This window comes from Microbacterium sp. NPDC090003 (assembly GCF_044748385.1).
In the GTDB taxonomy this organism is placed as follows: domain Bacteria; phylum Actinomycetota; class Actinomycetes; order Actinomycetales; family Microbacteriaceae; genus Microbacterium.
Map to the genome: position 1 here is coordinate 1,279,847 of NZ_JBIVFW010000001.1, position 16,080 is coordinate 1,295,926.

The following is a 16,080-nucleotide window of genomic DNA, read 5'->3' on the forward strand; positions in this document are numbered from 1 at the left end:
GGTCAATACTCGTAGCGACCGGCGTTCTCGCGCAACCACGGCAGCGGGTCGATGGTCGATCCGTTGACGATGAGCTCGAAGTGCATGTGCGCGCCGTAGGAGCGACCGGTGTTGCCGGTCTTGCCGACGACCGTTCCGACGGTGACCTTGTCGCCCGTCTTGACCTGCAGCGAGCCGTACTGCATGTGCGCGTAGTGGCTCGTGATGACCTCGCCGTCGATGACGTGGTCGATGTACACGGTCACGCCGTACGCGCCGCCCTGCTCGGTGGCGAGGCGCACGGTGCCGTCGGCGATGGCCTGGACGGGGGCGCCGTTGCCGGGCACGAAGTCGATGCCCTCGTGCAGGCGGCCGCTGCGCATGCCGTAGCCGTAGCTCATACCGACGCCGACGAGGAACGGCCACTGGATGGCTGCCTCGGGGTCGTTGGTGAAGATCTCGTTGGAGTAGTTGATGCCCTGCTCGGCGGCGACCTCGACGAGCGAGATCGTGCTGAAGTCGTCACCGCGGTCGAGGGCTTCGTTCTGCACGTCGGACGACGTGACGAAGGCCTGGATCTCATCGGATGCCGCGGACTTCTCGTCGGCAGCGGCGGGGGCGACGAGTGACGTGGAGGCGGTCGAGGTGCCCTGCACGGCCGCGAGGGCCTCGGCGGGGAGGGTCATCGACACCGCGAGGAGCCCGGCGAGGCTCATGACACCGAGGGAGGCTCCGACGGTCACGACCTTGCGGATGCGGCCGGAGCGGCGCGGGGCGAGGTGCACGATCTCTTCGATCGAGGACTTCTCGACGGGCACCGAGGCGGTCGCGCGGTGGAAGGACGATCCCTTGAACGCCTGCGAGGCCTGCTCGAACGCGTCGATGAGGTTCTCGGTCGGCGCGGGGATGGCGGGGCCGTCGATGATGATCGGCTCGTCACTCACGACGAGGGGGACCTTGGCCGGCTTCGGCGTCGATTCGCCGAGCTCGGAGACGACGTCTTCGGGCGCGGCGATCTTCTCGACGGACTCGCCGGAGGCGATGGCCTCGGCCGCCAGCATGCGAGCGGCACGGCGGGACAGGGGCGCGGAGGACTCGGGGGCCGCGGGGGATGCAGAGGCTGTCGCCGTCTCTCCCACCGCGGGGGCCTCGTGGGCCTGTGTGCGGAGTCGGCTGGAGCGGCGCGTGGGCGCAGAGTCAGCCTGGGGATTCTCGAAGGGCAAAACGATTCTCTCGGGGTCGTACGTCAAGCTCGGGGGCGCTTACTCATCTTCCGCTTTCGGGCGGCGGAAATAACGATCGCATAAACACTACATCGCCTCGGCTGGGAAAGCCATGAATCATTCATCTTTCGCGCCGATCCGTTCGATCAGGCGCGCGTGGACCGCGCTCCCGCCGGCGATGATCAGGGGCCGTGAGGAGTCGACGTCGAATCGCGAGACCTCGCCTCCGGCTTCCCGCACGAGCAGGGCCCCGGCCGCGAAATCCCAGGGCTTGAGGCCACGTTCGAAGTATCCGTCGAGGCGTCCGGCGGCGACGTAGGCGAGGTCGAGCGCTGCCGCTCCCATCCGCCGCAGGTCGCGGGCGATCGGCATGACGCGCCGTACCGTTTCGATGTCACCGTCGTGCGTGGCCGGGTCGTATCCGAATCCGGTTGCCAGCAGGGCACCCGCCGGCGTCTCGTCGGTGACGGCCAGGCGTTCGTCGCCGAGCCAGGCGCCGCGCCCCCGCTCTGCGGAGAACAGCTCGCCCAGGGCCGGCGCGAACACCACTCCGGCGAGATGTTCCCAGGTCGCCGGGTCGGCCGTTCCGCGAACAGCGGCGATGCTGACGTTGTAGGCGGGGATTCCTGCGGCGTAGTTCACGGTGCCGTCGATGGGGTCGACGACCCACGTGATGCCGCTCTCGCCCTGCGCAGCCTCGGATTCCTCGCCGAGGAACCCGTCCCCCGGCCGCGCTGCGTCGAGTCGGGCGCGGATCAGGGCCTCGACCTCGCGGTCGGCCTCGGTGACGATGTCGGCGAGTGTGGACTTGGTCGCCGCGAGGGTGACGCCCTCACGCCGTCGACGCTGCGCGAGTTCGCCGGCCTCGCGTGCGATCTCCTGTGCGAGCGCGGCGAGCTCGACCTCGATCTCCCCACTCACTGCGGAGGACGCGGGGCGGGAGGCGGCGGCGGGAAGGCTTCCTGCGTGGAGGGAGCCGAGGGAGCCTGCTGCGGGGGCGCGGGCTGCGGAGGAGCGGGCTGCGGAGGCGCGCTCGGGTATGCGAATCCGGGCTCGACGGGCGCCGTCGGCACCGGCGGCACTCCGGGAACCGCGGGCGCCTGGGGCTCGGGAGCCACCGGGAACGCGGCCTGCGGCACGTAGGCCGTGGGCTGTCCTGTGTAGTACGCGTTCCAGTCGGGGCTGCCGTCGGGAAGGGCGGGCAGCGGCGTCACACCGTCGGCGAACGTCGGCCACGAGAGGAACGCGCTGGCCGGAGGCGTCTGCTGCGCGGGCTTCTTCGGAGCGAAGAGCGCGTTGAGCAGGGGCACGAGCGTCGTTCCGACGGCGGCGAGGATCGTGAGCGCGACGACGATGCGCCAGTACAGCTCGACGTACTCGAACGTGTCGGGGAAGGTGAGGTAGAACACGAGCATCGCCACGAGACCACCGAGGAAGACGACCGTGATGATGTAGATCACCCGGTTGAACGTGGTGGGGTGACGCTGCGCGGCCGGAGTGAAGAGACGCACGTGCAGCAGCGCGAGCTGCAGGATGCCGACCACGAGGAGGAGCTGGAAGAACCGCGCCGCACCGTTAAAGTAGTAGTCGTCTTCGGGGAGCCAGATCTTGAAGGCGCCGACGATCAGCGCGACGATCCAGGTCACCATGCTGGTGAGCGCCAACCAGTCGGGGCGCTTGGGCGCGAGCCCCGCCTCGAGGATCGCGATACCGGCGAACCCGGCGAACAGCAGGATCGTGAGGAATGCCCGGCCGATCAGTCCGTCCTGATCTCCGATCAGCACCCACACGACGCAGACGAGCGCTGCGGCGATCAGTGCCCCGATGGCGATCCAGATCGCTCCCCTGATCAGGAGCGACATGTTCTTCTTCTCTTCGGTCACGGTCTCCGGCTGGGACATGACGACCCTCCCCCTCTAGCGGCGTTGCCCCTCATCCTGCCATGCAGGTGGGACCCGGCACTGCCCCGACGCCCCGGATCTGCATAAGCATCCGAAAACCGATGTCCGTGCAGTCCGAGTCAGCCGGCCTTCTTCGCGGAAGCCGCGGCGAACGCGGCGATCCGCGCCTGCGCGTCGGGCGTCTGCATCGCTGCGCCGATCGAGAGCGCCTCCGCGGTCAGCTGCTCCGCGAAACTGCGCTCCGGCTGCGCGCGCACCAGGTGCTTCGCCTGCCCGTAAGCATCCGCGGCCCCGGCGAGCCAGAAACGGGCGATCTCCTCGCCACGAGCACGTACCAGAGCGGCCTCGGCCGCCTGGTCCTCGCCCGTCACCGTCTCGGCCGCGAGGCCCCACTCCACCGCCTCGTCGGCCGTGAGCAGGCGATCCTGCAGCACCAGCTGCAGCGCACGCCGCTGTCCGACCGCACGGGCGAGCTGTGCCGAGACCGACAGATCGGGCGTCAGGCCGATGTTCGCGTACAGGCTTCCGAGCCGCGATCGCGAGCCGATCACCGCGTAATCACTGCTGAGCAGGATCCCGAGCCCTCCTCCCGCGGTCGTGCCGTGCGCGGCCGCGACGACCGGCACCGACGATTCCGTCAACGAGCGGATGCCGGTGTTGATGACCTCTGCGAGGGCCGTGATCTCATCGCCCGAGCCCATGGTCGTCGCCATGTCGATCACGTCGCCGCCGGCGCAGAACGCAGGCCCCGCCGCGTCGATCAGGATCGCCTTCACATCGGAGCGCGAGGTCGCCTCGCCTGCGGCATCGCGCCACGCGTGGGCGAGATCGGCGTTGAAGGCGTTGAGCCGAGCCGGGCGGTTCAGCGTGAGCCGAGCCATCCCCTCATCGACCGAGAACAGGATGGCATCGCTCATGGCTTCTCCTTCGAGCACAGGACGTTGCGTCCAGCGTAATCGCGATCAGACGTGCGCCCATACCCGCGAGACGAAGGCTTCCATCCGGTGGCGCGTGCCGTCGATCCGGAAGTCGACCTGTCCGTCGGCGAGCACCTCGTTCGGTGCCAGCGGGTGCGCGAGACGCACGTTCTCGTGGCACGAGAGGTCGGCGCAGATGTACGTGCCGAACGAATCGCCACGCTGACCGGCCTCCCCCGCCCGTCGCGCCGAGAACAGCGTGACCTGATTGCCGGGTTGCATGGTGCGGCAGATGTTGCAGATCCCCGATCGGCCGCGCCCCGGATCGGAGGCACGGAGCACGATGCCGACGATCTCGTCACCCTGCGGGACGAGAATGTACCCGCGGCGCCCGGCGCCCGGATCACGCCAGGCGAAGAAGTCGAGGTAGTCCCAGTCGACCAGCACGAAGTCGTGCGGCATCTCCATGACCCGGAGTTCGTCGGCATCCGCATTGACGAACGATGCCCGGACGTCTGATTCGGTGAGCGCTCGCATCGTCCCAGTCTAGGAAGTCGCGCAGCGGCACGGCTCGTAGAGTGGCGGGATGGCACACGCACTCGTCACCGGAGCTTCCCGCGGCATCGGCCGGGCCACCGCGATCGCACTGAGCACGCGCGGCGATCGCATCGCCGTGCACTACGGAAGTGATCGCGCCGCCGCGGAGGAGACGCTCGCCTGCTTGCACGGCGACGGGCATCACCTGGTGGGCGGCGATCTCTCCGACCCGGCCGTCGCCGCGACCGTCGTCGACGAGGCCACGGCCGCGCTGGGGAGCATCGATGTGCTCGTGAACAACGCGGCGATCGCGCCGAGCCCGGCGACCTTCCATCGGGTGGATGCCGTGGACTACGCGACCTGGCAGCAGATCTGGACGCGGATGCTCGACGTCGACCTGCTCGCGGCTGCCAACGTCTCCTACCTCGTGGCGAACGCACTCATCCGCGCGGGCGCGAGTGGGTCGATCGTGAACGTCGGATCGCGGGGTGCCGTGCGTGGCGAGCCCGACTTCCCCGCCTACGGCGCCGCGAAGGCGGGGCTGCACGCGCTCGGTCAGTCGTTGGCGGTGTCGCTCGCGCCCCACGGCATCGCGGTCGCGACGGTCTCCCCCGGCTTCGTCGGGACCGAACGGCAGCAGTCGAAGCTCGACGGCGTCGAGGGTGATTCCGTGCGCGCCCAGAGCCCGTTCGGCCGCGTCGGCGCGCCCGAGGAGGTCGCTGCCGCGGTCGTCTATCTCACATCGCCCGAGGCGCAGTGGGCGTCGGGGGCGGTACTCGATCTGAACGGGGCGTCGTACTTGCGGTGAGTGCTGTGCGAGAAGCCGCCTCGTGGGCCACAATTCAGGAATGGCGCGACGATTCACCCGGGTGACACGAGCGACGCTCGGATCTGTCCTGTCCGTCGCAGTTCTCGTCGGATGCACCGCTCCGCAGTCGAATGCGATCGAATCACCCGCCGCGACTGAAGTGGCTGTGGACTCAACACCAGAACCGACGACACCTCCGGTTCCGGTGCCGACGCCGGAGTCCATCCCGGCGGAGTGCATCCCCTCGGGCGGTGACGGCATGATCGCGACCGGTGAGCCGCTGAATGTGGAGTTGTACTCCAACGTCCACGACTACGGCCCCCGCGAGGGTGCGAGCGGGACGGTGGAGTACGCCTCCGACGGCACCCCCGCCTCCTACGAAGTTGCTTCCGGAGATCACGTGGATGCGATTCTCAAGCGCCTCTGCATCGGCTTCTACTCCCTACAGGCTCTCAACGCCGTGCGGCGTGGGAGTGTCCATTCCGTGGATCCGACCAACCAGGCCTACCTTGCCGGTCTCTACGTGGGTGACGCGCTGAATCTCAGTCCCTACACGATCACGAGCGTCGGTGACCTCCACGGCGAGGTCTATGCGTACAAGACTTCCTTCGTCCTTCCGCCGCAAAGGTGAGGCGACTCCGGGCCTGAGCGGGCCGTTTTGCCTGCGCTGAGGTCCGTGCAGCGTCAGCGGGCTATTGGGTCGCCGCGATCGGCGTCACGCCGCGCTCGGCGACATCCTGGATCACGCGCAGCACGCGGCGGACCGAGGCGTGCGCCACGGCATCGGGGCGCGCGAGCACATCGACGTGGCGGGCGAGCGTCGCCCCGGCGACGGGACGCAGCACCATGCCGTCGGTGGCGAGCGACGCGGCCGTCACCCGGGGCATGACCGCGATCGCCGCCCCGGCGCGGACGACCTGGGCCGCGACCGAGAAGACCTGGCGAAGGAAACGGCGGATCGGCAGAGCCTGCGCGTGAAGTGGACGTCGCGGAACGCCTCCCGCTTGCGGCCGCTGTGGGAGTCCCACCGTATGAATGAAGAGCCCGAGCCTGGGATCACCGCCCACGGAGACTTCGACCTTGCAGAGGCGACGACGCTGCTCGCGAACGTCAGTGAATCCATCCGAAACCTGCGACGAGACCGGGACCATCTTGTAGATCGTGTGACGCGTGAAGGCCCGTCCCCCCAACTTGAACAGCAGATCGCATTGGTTGAGGAGCGGCTTGCCTCAGCGCGCCGGATTGAACGGACCGCCGACCGCCATGTCGACATCGCCCTCGACAAGGCACGCGCCAAGCGCATGGGGCTGAGTGTCGATGAGACCCTGTATGCGACTCCACCCGTCGGGGACCCGGACGACGATCTCTAGAGGTGCGCCCCGAGGCCAATCATCGCCGCCGCTGATGCTGGAAACGGCGTGAGCTTCGCTGCCTCTTGTTCCAGGTGCGCCAGGTCGGCGGCGTTCCATTGAGTCTCTGATGTGGCGAGGACAACGCGGTCGGCGCGCAGAGCGTGCGCGATCCGAAGAATCTTCTCTGTCTGGCGGCCTCGCGACCGCTTCGCGAACTGGCCGCTGCTCTTCGCCTCCACGAGCACCACTTCACCATCGACGTGCGCAATCAGGTCAATCTCGGCCACCGCGCGTGTGGTCTCCAAGTCGAAGAACTCCAGCTCTGGAACATCTCCATACACGCGGCTCTGCCGGCGAAGCTCCGCCCCGGCCAACACGGGGATGTCTCCATGAGCTTTCAGCAGGTCACGGAACGGGGTGTAGAGGTCGTAGTACCACGCAGGCTCGATGCCTTCCCGCCACCGGGCCGATACCAGCGAGTTGGTCGCCGCGCATTTCGGGCACTCATAGTCCTGCCCGAGTCGGTCCGCGTCGACAAAGGACGTACGCCGACAGTCGTTGCACTGCAGAACGAGTCCACGCCGAAGAAGTCGGGCTACGGCGAGCGTATCGATGAGCTCGACAACCGCGTCATCTGACCCCACGAGCGCGCTCATCTTCTCGAACGACAGGTACGGGTCCAAGTCTGCGACGACGACGCCAGCCTCGTGGACTTTAGGTGTTTTCTCATGCGGGATGAAGGCACGCAGCATCGGCAGCGTCGCCGCCGTGACCACCTCCATGAGCTGATTCCGCGAACCGAGACGACGCGTGACCAGCTCGGCCAGCCGGCCTGGTTGCGACAGCCTCACGCCGAGCCCGGCGGGGCGCACCATGCCCTCCACCCACGCCCTCATCGACAGACTCCTCAGCCGTGGACGCCCCAGACGTCCGGAGAGCAACGAGTTACCCATGACGAGCCCCATCGAGGCGGGGTTGAAGCTCACCCCCGTCTTGCTCGCGCGGATCGCCACTTCTGGGAACGCGCCCTCGTCGTAGGCGAGCAGGCTTGCCGCGGGAAGGTCCCGACCACGCGGGGCGACGTCTCGTGCGAACGTCACGTCCACATACCAGTAGGGCACCTTGCCAGAGCTCACCGGGTACATGAGTGATGAGGGAACGGGGCAGTCGATCCCGTTCACCGCTTCGAGAGCGCCATCGCTTGTCGCGTCCATCGGGAGGAGGACAGAAGTACTCAGATGTTCCTCGACGACGAGCTGCGTGTACGAACGCTCGACATGCGGCGCACGGATCTGCACGGTGTCGGACTCGTCCACGGCCTCGCGGTGACGTCCGAGTCTCTCGAACTCGTAATTGGGTTCTTGAAGGCGGGCGGCGATCTCCGCCACACGTTCATCCGGAAGGGAGATGGACGAAACCGTGAGGTGTGCCGCTTGCTGCTCGAGCTGCGAGGTGACCCACCACAGGCACGAGCGAAGGTGCCGCAGATCATCTGGGGCGTCGAGCATCGCGGTTGTCACCCAGAACCCCCGCCCCAGAAGCCTGTCGTATGCGACAGCGAGCGCGAAATCGGCACCGGTGTCCCCGACAACGACCGCTGCCATGTCCTGCGACACGCCCTGAGACACGTGCAGCAGACCGGGGTGCGTATCGAACCTGGTCGGCACCTCACCTGCGGCTGCCGGAGCGGGTTCAGCGGTATGAATGAGAGATGCGGGAGCGTCACCCTCACGCTGGATCACCCATTCGAGGACATCGGCGCCCGGTTCATCTCGCGGGTGGGCGTCTCCGTCGTTGACGACCCCAGCACGCGCTGCAACCATCAGCCCCAGATCGCTCCGCCACCCAGCGGACGCGGCCAACACCTCGATGCCGACGGGTGGCGCGACGGGAAGACCACGGCTGAAGCGGTCGCGACGATTGACCGCACGGAGAGACTTGTGCGCCTCATGCGCTCGAGCATTCTGGCCGCGTCGAACGAGAGCACTGCGCAGCGGCGAACACCAGGAAGCGACCACGTCACGCGCGTGAGAACTCGGCGTGGCCGTGATCTCGTCACTCACCATCCGTATGAGGGCCGCCCTTTCCTCCTCCGATGTCACGTCGGGAGTCGAGATGGCTCCGGGGTACCACGACTCGAACTCGGGGACCGGGATCTTCAGCGAGACCACGTGGTCAGGGTCGTACGCCCGCACGATCTCCGCGAAGTGCGCCGACGGTTCACCGGTCGTCATGTCGTGCGGCACGAGGATGAATCCACCGCCGCCCCAGTACTCGGAGGAAATCTCCAGTGCGCGCATAACCCAGTCGCGCCAGTGCTCATCGTCCGGGAAAACGATGGCCACTCTCGGGGGCCGCAGCGAAAGCGTCGCGCCACGGAACGTCGTCTCAGAGATCGTCACACCTGACTCTAAGCGCACTCGGCGCGAGACGCTTACGCCGCCGATGCAGGGCCCTTCCCCGGCGGGTAGGGCATGGTCGTGAAGAACTCCACAATGAAATCGCGGTCCTCCCCGTCGGGCACAAGGGCCCCAGTGCTGAGGTCGCGGACGTTGTCGACGAAAACCGTCTTCCAGCCTCCCGCGATCTTCACCCGCTCGACCTCAGCCGAATACTCTCGCGACATCACTGTCTGAACTTCTGTTCGTGTTTCCGTGTTCTTCATGAACACGACAGTAGAGTCACCGACCCGCGGCTGAGCCCGTGTTCGCCCGGGGCATACCGCGGACGCCAGATCATGGCTAGAGGGAACCGCGTACGCCGGCGACATGAACAAGGACTCACCGTTCAGGGCAAGCTTTCGCGACACGGCCCGGCACCTCGACCCGGGACTCGGCGAGAACGCCTTCGCAACGACGGGTCATCCTCGCCGCGATGAACGCACACCGCATCGAGGACTGGAAGCTGAGCCGCTCCCTCGACCAGGGCCACGGCGCGCTCGTCGACGAGTGGTATGCACTGTTCCACCTCATCGAGCCGCGGCTCCGAGAAGCAATGCACGCGTGGAGCACCGAGACCCAGCCTCGTGCGGTGAACAGCGACTACGTCGGCGGGCGCTGGACCGTGGACCAGGAGGAGACGTTCGACTGGGTTCCGGACGGTTCCGCCACCGTCGTCGAGATGACGCGGGCGACGGAGGAGCTGGCAGACGACATCGTCGAGAAGCTCGTCGCCTTGTTCCGCGCCCAGGCCGCGGAACTCATCGCAGAGGGCGGGAACGAGCGGGACCTCAGCCAGCACCCGCGCATCGCGCTGCGCCTCGACTTCATCGCCGACATGTACGGGAGCGAGAAGGACGGAGTGTGGACGCCGATGCCAGAGGAAGGAGTGTTGGTCGCGGCGAAGGCGACGATTCACCCGACGTAGGTGTGGCGTCACCCGTAGTCCGAGAACGAAGAAGGGCCGCCGGATATCCGGCGGCCCTTCTTCTGTGGCGTTTTAGATCCGAGAACATCTGAGCTCTAGATCCGAGAACACCCCCTGGTGGCGAGTGAGGGATTCGAACCCCCGAATGCAGTGCAGTCTGATTTACAGTCAGATCCCTTTGGCCGCTTGGGTAACTCGCCAGAGCGCACCCGTCCAACTTGAACAGCCAACCGGGGGCACGAGTATTTATAGTACCCGCCGAACGCCGGTGGATGAAATCGAGCTGTCAGCTGCCCTGGACACCGCGTGCCGACTCCGCGAGCGACTCGGGAGTGCGCAGCAGACCGCCCTCGGCGCGGCACGTGGCCGCCGCGATCTCCATCGCGCGATGCAGCAGCGCCTGCCACTCCTCGACGGTCTCGGGGCGGGCCCCGGCCAGCCCCGCAGTGACGGCGGCGAGGGTCGCATCGCCCGCTCCCACGGTGTCGACGATCGGCCCCGGCAGCGTCGCGATCGGCGCGGAGATCGTCGCGGCATCCGTCTCGATCACGGCCCCCTCCGAGCCCGCCGTCGCCAGCACGGCTCGCACGCCGAGGCCGCGGAGACGCGCGCGCAGCGCGTCGAGGTCTCCGTCGTACAGGAGCGTCGCGTCATCGGCGCCGATCTTGACGATCTCGGTCGCCGCGGCGAGACGCTCGAAGCCGCGCACGAACTCCTCGCGGTCGCTGAGCATGCCCGAACGCGGGTTGGGGTCGATCGCCAGCCGCGCGTCGCCGACGGCATCCGCCAGCGCATCGACCTCGGCCGGAACATCGAACGGGAAACAGCTGATCGCCACCAGATCCGCATCGGCGATCGCCACCCGTGCGGCATCCGAGTAGCGGATGCTGCGCCGCTGGGCCGCCTCATTGAAGACGTACTGCGGCTCACCGCCCGCCGAACGCTGCACGATCGCCCGCGAGGAGCCGTGCGGGGCCGGCCCGGCGATCAGTGTCACGCCGTGGTCGTCGAGGTACTCGCGGATGTGCGCGCCGGCCGCATCGTCGCCCACCATCGCGATCAACGTCGTCGGCACCCCCAACCGGCGCAGGCCCACGGCCACGTTCAACGCGGCGCCGCCCACCAGTTCGCGGGTGCCCGCCTCATCGCGGATCTCGTCGATCAGGGCATCGCCGATGACGACCGCCGATCGGGAAGAAGTCTCTGTGCTCACCCGCCCGACATTACCGCGCCCCGCCGTCATCGTCCGCTCTCACGGCTCGCGATGACCGAGGAGTACGGTGTGGCTATGAAGGCACGCTCCGTTGCCGCCGTCGCGGCCCTCCTGCTCATCGCCGGTCTCTCGGGCTGCGGCGCCGCGTCCGACGGCGACGGCGGTTCCTCGGCCTTGCCAGCGCCATCGCCCTCGGGATCGTCCACGGAGTCGGCATCCGCCTCTCCCACCGCGTCACCGACGCCCACCGCCGCCGCCGTAGCGCTGCCGACCGACTGCCGCGCGATCCTCTCGGAGGACGTGCTGTCGCAGCTCGGCGAGACGCCGCTGAACGACGCCGCATTCGGGCCGTCCGGCGTCGGCGCCGACGGAACCCTCACCTGCATCTGGCGCGACCCCGGCGCCGACACCACCGGCCTCGTCACCACGATCGAGCGGATGAACCGCGGACCCGCGCTCGATCTGCTCAACGAGCTCGCCGATTCGGAGGGATTCAGCTGCTTCACTCCCGACGGCGGAACGCGTTGCGAGAAGACCTGGCAGAACGAGCAGTACCCGGTGACCGACGGGCGCACCCTGTTCTGGCGCGACGGCATCCTCATCGACACCCAGTACTCCAACCTCGCGCCCACCGGCTACACGGCCAGCATCATCGCGAGCATCTTCGACTGAGGCACCCCCGCTCGGATGCGGGCAGGGTACGACGAAGGCCCCGGGGAGAACCCCGGGGCCTTCGTTCACTCACTCACGCTCAGTTGGGTCGCGACTTCGTCGCTCCACAACCTCAATCGGCTCGGCCGGACGAGCAAGCTCGCCGGCCTCGCCTCAATCAGTTGTACGTGCCGGGCGTGATGTCGTCCGTCGAGAACGCGTCGAAGTCGACGTAACCGAAGTCACCGTCGGCGTACGCACCGTCGGATGCGAAGATCCGGTTCGGGTAGCGCTCGCTCTTGGCCTCTTCCGTGGCCTCGACCGTGACGTCGCGGTACTTCGAGAGACCGGTTCCGGCGGGGATGAGCTTTCCGATGATGACGTTCTCCTTGAGACCGACCAGCGGGTCGCGCTTGCCCTGCATCGCAGCCTCGGTGAGCACGCGGGTCGTCTCCTGGAAGGAGGCGGCCGACAGCCACGACTCCGTCGCGAGCGACGCCTTCGTGATACCCATCAGCTCCGAACGGCCCGACGCGGGGCGCTTGCCCTCGGCCACGGCCTCGCGGTTGATCGCCTGGTAGCGCTTGAGGTCGACCATCTCACCCGGCAGCAGGGTCGTGTCGGCGTGATCGACGACGGTGACCTTGCGGAGCATCTGGCGGACGATGACCTCGATGTGCTTGTCGTGGATCGGCACACCCTGCGAGCGGTACACGCCCTGGACGCCGTTGACGAGGTAACGCTGCACCTCGCGGGCACCCATGACACGCATGACCTCCTTGGGGTCGAGCGTGCCCACCAGGATCGGCTGACCGACCGTGACGTGCTGTCCGTCCTCGACCAGGAGCGTCGCACGACGCAGAACCGGGTAGATGACCGGCTCGTCGCCGTTGTCGGGCGTCAGGATGACCTTCTTGGCCTTGTCCGTCTCGTCGATCGTGATGCGGCCATCGGCCTCGGCGATCGGCGACGCACCCTTGGGGGTACGAGCCTCGAACAGCTCCTGCACACGGGGAAGACCCTGCGTGATGTCGTCTGCCGACGCGGAACCACCGGTGTGGAAGGTACGCATCGTCAGCTGGGTACCGGGCTCACCGATCGACTGGGCCGCGATGATGCCGACGGCCTCGCCGATGTCGACGGTCTTACCCGTCGCGAGCGAACGGCCGTAGCACTGAGCGCAGACACCGACGGCGGAGTCGCAGGTCAGGACCGAGCGCACCTTGATGGTCTCGACACCCGCCGCGACCAGCTTGTCGATGAGCACGTCACCCACGTCGTCACCGGCGTCGGCGAGGACCTCGCCCTTGCTGTCGACGACACCCGAGGCGAGCGTGCGGGCGAACACCGAGTTCTCGACGTTCGCGTCGCGCACGAGCTCACCCTGCGAGTTCGGCGCGGCGATCGGGAGCTCGAGGCCCTTCGACGTGCCGCAGTCCTCTTCGCGGATGATGACGTCCTGCGAGACGTCCACCAGACGACGGGTCAGGTAACCCGAGTCGGCGGTACGCAGAGCGGTGTCGGCCAGACCCTTACGGGTACCGTGCGTCGCGATGAAGTACTCCGCCACCGACAGACCCTCGCGGTACGAGGAGATGATCGGACGCGGGATGATCTCACCCTTGGGGTTGTTCACCAGACCACGCATACCCGCGATGTTGCGGATCTGCAGCCAGTTACCACGAGCGCCCGAGGACACCATGCGGTTGATGGTGTTGTCCTCCGGGAAGTGCGCCTTCATCGCGGCCTGCACCTCGTCGGTCGCCTCGGTCCAGATCTTGATGAGCTCCTGACGACGCTCGGCGTCGGTCGTGAGGCCCTTCTCGTACTGGGACTGGACCTTCGCGGCCTGCTTCTCGTAACCGGCGACGATCTCGGCCTTGTTCGGCGGCGTCAGGATGTCGCTCAGGGCGACGGTCACACCGGAGCGCGTGGCCCAGTAGAAACCGGCATCCTTGATGCGGTCCAGCGACGCGGCCGTCTCGACCTTCGGGTACTCCTCGGCCAGCTTGTTGACGATCTGCGACAGCTTGCCCTTGTCGGCCTGCTCACGCACGAAGGGGTAGCCCTTCGGCAGCGTGTCGTTGAAGATCGCCTGACCGAGCGACGCGTCGACGAGACCGTGGCGCTCGTAGCCCTCGGGGGCTTCGCCCTCAAGGAACGTCAGACCCGGGATGCGGATACGGATCTTGGCCTGCAGGTCGAGGGAGCCCTCGTCCTTCGCCAGGATCGCCTCGCCGACCGAGCCGAACGCACGACCCTCACCGGCTGCGCCCTCCTTGACCGTGGTCAGGTGGTGCAGACCGATGATCATGTCCTGCGAGGGCAGGGTCACCGGACGGCCGTCCGACGGCTTCAGGATGTTGTTCGAGGCGAGCATCAGCACGCGGGCCTCGGCCTGAGCCTCGACCGACAGCGGCAGGTGCACAGCCATCTGGTCACCGTCGAAGTCGGCGTTGAACGCCGCGCAGACGAGCGGGTGCAGCTGGATGGCCTTGCCCTCGACGAGCTGCGGCTCGAACGCCTGGATGCCGAGACGGTGCAGGGTGGGCGCACGGTTCAGCAGCACGGGACGCTCGCGGATGATCTCCTCGAGCACGTCCCAGACCTCGGGACGGGTGCGCTCGACGGCGCGCTTCGCGGCCTTGATGTTCTGCGAGTGGCCGAGGTCGATCAGACGCTTGATGACGAACGGCTTGAACAGCTCGAGCGCCATCTGCTTGGGCAGACCGCACTGGTGGAGCTGGAGCTGCGGTCCGACGATGATGACCGAACGGCCCGAGTAGTCGACGCGCTTTCCGAGCAGGTTCTGACGGAAACGACCCTGCTTGCCCTTCAGCATGTCGCTGAGGGACTTCAGGGCGCGGTTGCCCGTACCGGTGACGGGACGACCACGGCGACCGTTGTCGAACAGGGCGTCGACGGCCTCCTGCAGCATGCGCTTCTCGTTGTTGACGATGATCTCGGGCGCACCGAGGTCGATCAGACGACGAAGACGGTTGTTGCGGTTGATCACGCGGCGGTACAGGTCGTTCAGGTCGGAGGTCGCGAAGCGACCACCGTCGAGCTGCACCATCGGGCGGAGCTCCGGCGGGATGACCGGGACGACGTCGAGGACCATCGCGGCCGGGCTCATACCGGTCTCGAGGAACGAGTTGACGACCTTGAGACGCTTGATCGCACGGATCTTGCGCTGGCCCTTGCCCTCGGCGATCTGCAGGTGCAGGTTCTCTGCCTCGGCCTGGAGGTCGAAGGCGGCGAGACGACGCTGGATCGACTCGGCACCCATGTAGGCCTCGAAGTACTGACCGAAGCGGTCCTGCAGCTCGTGGAAGACGTCGTCCTCGGGACGCAGTGCGCCGACCTCGAGCGTGCGGAAGTCCTCCCACACGCGCTCGAGCTTGGCGATCGCCTCGTCGGCACCCTTGCGGATGAGCGACATCTCCTTCTCGGCGGCGTCCTTGACCTTCTTCTTGGCGTCGGCCTTGGCACCCTCGGCCTCGAGAGCGGCGAGCTCCTCCTCGAGACGAGCGAGGCGCTCGGCGATCTTGGAGTCGCGGCGGTCGCCGAGCGTCTTCAGCTCGAGACGGACGTTGTTCTCCTGCGTGCCCAGGTCGCGGTGGCGAGCTTCCTCGTCGACCGAGATGACCATGTACGCGGCGAAGTAGATGACCTTCTCGAGGTCCTTCGGCGCCATGTCGAGCAGGTAGCCCAGACGCGAGGGAACACCCTTGAAGTACCAGATGTGGGTGACGGGAGCGGCGAGCTCGATGTGACCCATGCGCTCACGACGGACGGAGCTCTTGGTGACCTCCACGCCGCAGCGCTCGCAGACGATTCCCTTGAAGCGGACGCGCTTGTACTTTCCGCAGGCGCACTCCCAGTCGCGGGACGGTCCGAAGATCTGCTCTCCGAAGAGGCCGTCCTTCTCGGGCTTCAGGGTGCGGTAGTTGATGGTTTCGGGCTTCTTGACCTCGCCGTAGGACCACGCGCGGATGTGGTCTGCGGTCGCCAGGCCGATGCGAAGCTCATCGAAAGTTGTGGACTCGAGCACTAGTTCTCCTGTGTCGGAAATTCTTTTTGAGAAGTCTGGGCTTCGACAGGCTCAGGCACCCAGGGTTCCTGAGCCTGTC

The 16,080-nt window shown here is 67.3% G+C and carries 15 protein-coding genes and 1 tRNA gene; 5 read left to right on the plus strand and 11 right to left on the minus strand.

The genetic code is table 11. The features are described 5' to 3' along the window. Positions 1–2: 2 nt before the first annotated feature. From ACIPVN_RS06220 to ACIPVN_RS06240, 5 genes are all read right to left on the minus strand, one after another. Entirely contained in the window at positions 3–1,040 is a 1,038-nt protein-coding gene (locus ACIPVN_RS06220) for a M23 family metallopeptidase (protein WP_400440872.1), read from the minus strand. Between the two features lie 279 nt (positions 1,041–1,319). After that, positions 1,320–2,123 carry an inositol monophosphatase family protein gene (locus tag ACIPVN_RS06225; protein ID WP_400440875.1) on the minus strand — a complete coding sequence of 268 codons (804 nt, stop codon included), beginning with the start codon at positions 2,121–2,123 and terminating at the stop codon, positions 1,320–1,322. Then, the gene (locus ACIPVN_RS06230) at positions 2,120–3,103 is read right to left on the minus strand and encodes a hypothetical protein (RefSeq protein ID WP_400440878.1); all 984 of its coding nucleotides are present in this window, start codon (positions 3,101–3,103) and stop codon (positions 2,120–2,122) included. Before ACIPVN_RS06230 ends, ACIPVN_RS06225 begins: the two co-directional genes overlap by 4 nt. 119 nt (positions 3,104–3,222) lie before the next feature. Further along, on the minus strand, positions 3,223–4,020 hold the full coding sequence (locus ACIPVN_RS06235; RefSeq protein ID WP_400440881.1) for an enoyl-CoA hydratase/isomerase family protein: 798 nt from the start codon (positions 4,018–4,020) through the stop codon (positions 3,223–3,225). Between the two features lie 45 nt (positions 4,021–4,065). Next, positions 4,066–4,557, minus strand: coding sequence for an FBP domain-containing protein (locus tag ACIPVN_RS06240; protein ID WP_400440884.1), 492 nt, complete (start codon positions 4,555–4,557; stop codon positions 4,066–4,068). Between the two features lie 49 nt (positions 4,558–4,606). Here ACIPVN_RS06240 and ACIPVN_RS06245 point away from each other — a divergent pair, with 49 nt between their 5' ends. Continuing rightward, positions 4,607–5,365, plus strand: a complete 759-nt coding sequence (locus ACIPVN_RS06245) for an SDR family NAD(P)-dependent oxidoreductase (RefSeq protein ID WP_400440887.1) — start codon at positions 4,607–4,609, stop codon at positions 5,363–5,365. 40 nt (positions 5,366–5,405) lie between these two features. Continuing rightward, positions 5,406–5,996 (plus strand): hypothetical protein, encoded by a 591-nt coding sequence (locus ACIPVN_RS06250; protein WP_400440890.1) that lies wholly within the window; start codon positions 5,406–5,408, stop codon positions 5,994–5,996. Positions 5,997–6,057: 61 nt separating this feature from the next. On the opposite strand, the gene ACIPVN_RS06255 is transcribed toward ACIPVN_RS06250, so the two are convergent. Beyond that, positions 6,058–6,393 (minus strand): LysR substrate-binding domain-containing protein, encoded by a 336-nt coding sequence (locus tag ACIPVN_RS06255; protein WP_400440893.1) that lies wholly within the window; start codon positions 6,391–6,393, stop codon positions 6,058–6,060. Between the two features lie 3 nt (positions 6,394–6,396). Between ACIPVN_RS06255 and ACIPVN_RS06260 the strand changes: the two genes are divergently transcribed. Beyond that, positions 6,397–6,735: a hypothetical protein gene (locus ACIPVN_RS06260; protein WP_400440895.1), complete on the plus strand. Its 339-nt coding sequence runs from the start codon at positions 6,397–6,399 to the stop codon at positions 6,733–6,735. Here ACIPVN_RS06260 and ACIPVN_RS06265 read toward each other — a convergent pair. Both ACIPVN_RS06265 and ACIPVN_RS06270 read right to left on the minus strand, forming a co-directional pair. Then, entirely contained in the window at positions 6,732–9,119 is a 2,388-nt protein-coding gene (locus ACIPVN_RS06265; RefSeq protein ID WP_400440898.1) for a hypothetical protein, read from the minus strand. The two genes, ACIPVN_RS06260 and ACIPVN_RS06265, sit on opposite strands and share 4 nt — an antisense overlap. Positions 9,120–9,151: 32 nt before the next feature. Then, positions 9,152–9,382 carry a hypothetical protein gene (locus ACIPVN_RS06270; RefSeq protein ID WP_400440901.1) on the minus strand — a complete coding sequence of 77 codons (231 nt, stop codon included), beginning with the start codon at positions 9,380–9,382 and terminating at the stop codon, positions 9,152–9,154. Positions 9,383–9,591: 209 nt separating this feature from the next. On the opposite strand from ACIPVN_RS06270, the gene ACIPVN_RS06275 reads away from it, so the two are divergent. Next, on the plus strand, positions 9,592–10,083 hold the full coding sequence (locus tag ACIPVN_RS06275) for a hypothetical protein (protein WP_400440904.1): 492 nt from the start codon (positions 9,592–9,594) through the stop codon (positions 10,081–10,083). Positions 10,084–10,198: 115 nt separating this feature from the next. On the opposite strand, the gene ACIPVN_RS06280 is transcribed toward ACIPVN_RS06275, so the two are convergent. Together ACIPVN_RS06280 and ACIPVN_RS06285 are read right to left on the minus strand one after the other, a co-directional pair. Next, positions 10,199–10,283: transfer RNA gene (locus ACIPVN_RS06280), tRNA-Tyr, on the minus strand. Positions 10,284–10,369: 86 nt separating this feature from the next. Next, positions 10,370–11,296, minus strand: coding sequence for a carbohydrate kinase family protein (locus tag ACIPVN_RS06285; RefSeq protein WP_400440907.1), 927 nt, complete (start codon positions 11,294–11,296; stop codon positions 10,370–10,372). 75 nt (positions 11,297–11,371) lie between these two features. Here ACIPVN_RS06285 and ACIPVN_RS06290 point away from each other — a divergent pair, with 75 nt between their 5' ends. Then, a complete protein-coding gene (locus ACIPVN_RS06290; protein WP_400440910.1) occupies positions 11,372–11,968 on the plus strand; it encodes a hypothetical protein in 597 nt (198 codons plus the stop codon). 157 nt (positions 11,969–12,125) lie between these two features. Here ACIPVN_RS06290 and rpoC read toward each other — a convergent pair whose 3' ends face one another. Beyond that, the gene (gene rpoC, locus ACIPVN_RS06295; protein ID WP_400440913.1) at positions 12,126–16,001 is read right to left on the minus strand and encodes a DNA-directed RNA polymerase subunit beta'; all 3,876 of its coding nucleotides are present in this window, start codon (positions 15,999–16,001) and stop codon (positions 12,126–12,128) included. Between the last annotated feature and the right edge of the window lie 79 nt (positions 16,002–16,080).

What these genes read in the sequence shown, in the direction of transcription:
- ACIPVN_RS06260 (WP_400440895.1), top strand. Translation starts at nt 6,397, where the DNA reads ATGAATGAAGAGCCCGAGCCTGGGATCACCGCCCACGGAGACTTCGAC.
- ACIPVN_RS06230 (WP_400440878.1), bottom strand. Translation starts at nt 3,103, where the DNA reads ATGTCCCAGCCGGAGACCGTGACCGAAGAGAAGAAGAACATGTCGCTC.
- ACIPVN_RS06220 (WP_400440872.1), bottom strand. Translation starts at nt 1,040, where the DNA reads ATGCTGGCGGCCGAGGCCATCGCCTCCGGCGAGTCCGTCGAGAAGATC.
- ACIPVN_RS06250 (WP_400440890.1), top strand. Translation starts at nt 5,406, where the DNA reads ATGGCGCGACGATTCACCCGGGTGACACGAGCGACGCTCGGATCTGTC.
- ACIPVN_RS06275 (WP_400440904.1), top strand. Translation starts at nt 9,592, where the DNA reads ATGAACGCACACCGCATCGAGGACTGGAAGCTGAGCCGCTCCCTCGAC.
- ACIPVN_RS06270 (WP_400440901.1), bottom strand. Translation starts at nt 9,382, where the DNA reads ATGAAGAACACGGAAACACGAACAGAAGTTCAGACAGTGATGTCGCGA.
- ACIPVN_RS06290 (WP_400440910.1), top strand. Translation starts at nt 11,372, where the DNA reads ATGAAGGCACGCTCCGTTGCCGCCGTCGCGGCCCTCCTGCTCATCGCC.
- ACIPVN_RS06235 (WP_400440881.1), bottom strand. Translation starts at nt 4,020, where the DNA reads ATGAGCGATGCCATCCTGTTCTCGGTCGATGAGGGGATGGCTCGGCTC.
- ACIPVN_RS06245 (WP_400440887.1), top strand. Translation starts at nt 4,607, where the DNA reads ATGGCACACGCACTCGTCACCGGAGCTTCCCGCGGCATCGGCCGGGCC.
- ACIPVN_RS06240 (WP_400440884.1), bottom strand. Translation starts at nt 4,557, where the DNA reads ATGCGAGCGCTCACCGAATCAGACGTCCGGGCATCGTTCGTCAATGCG.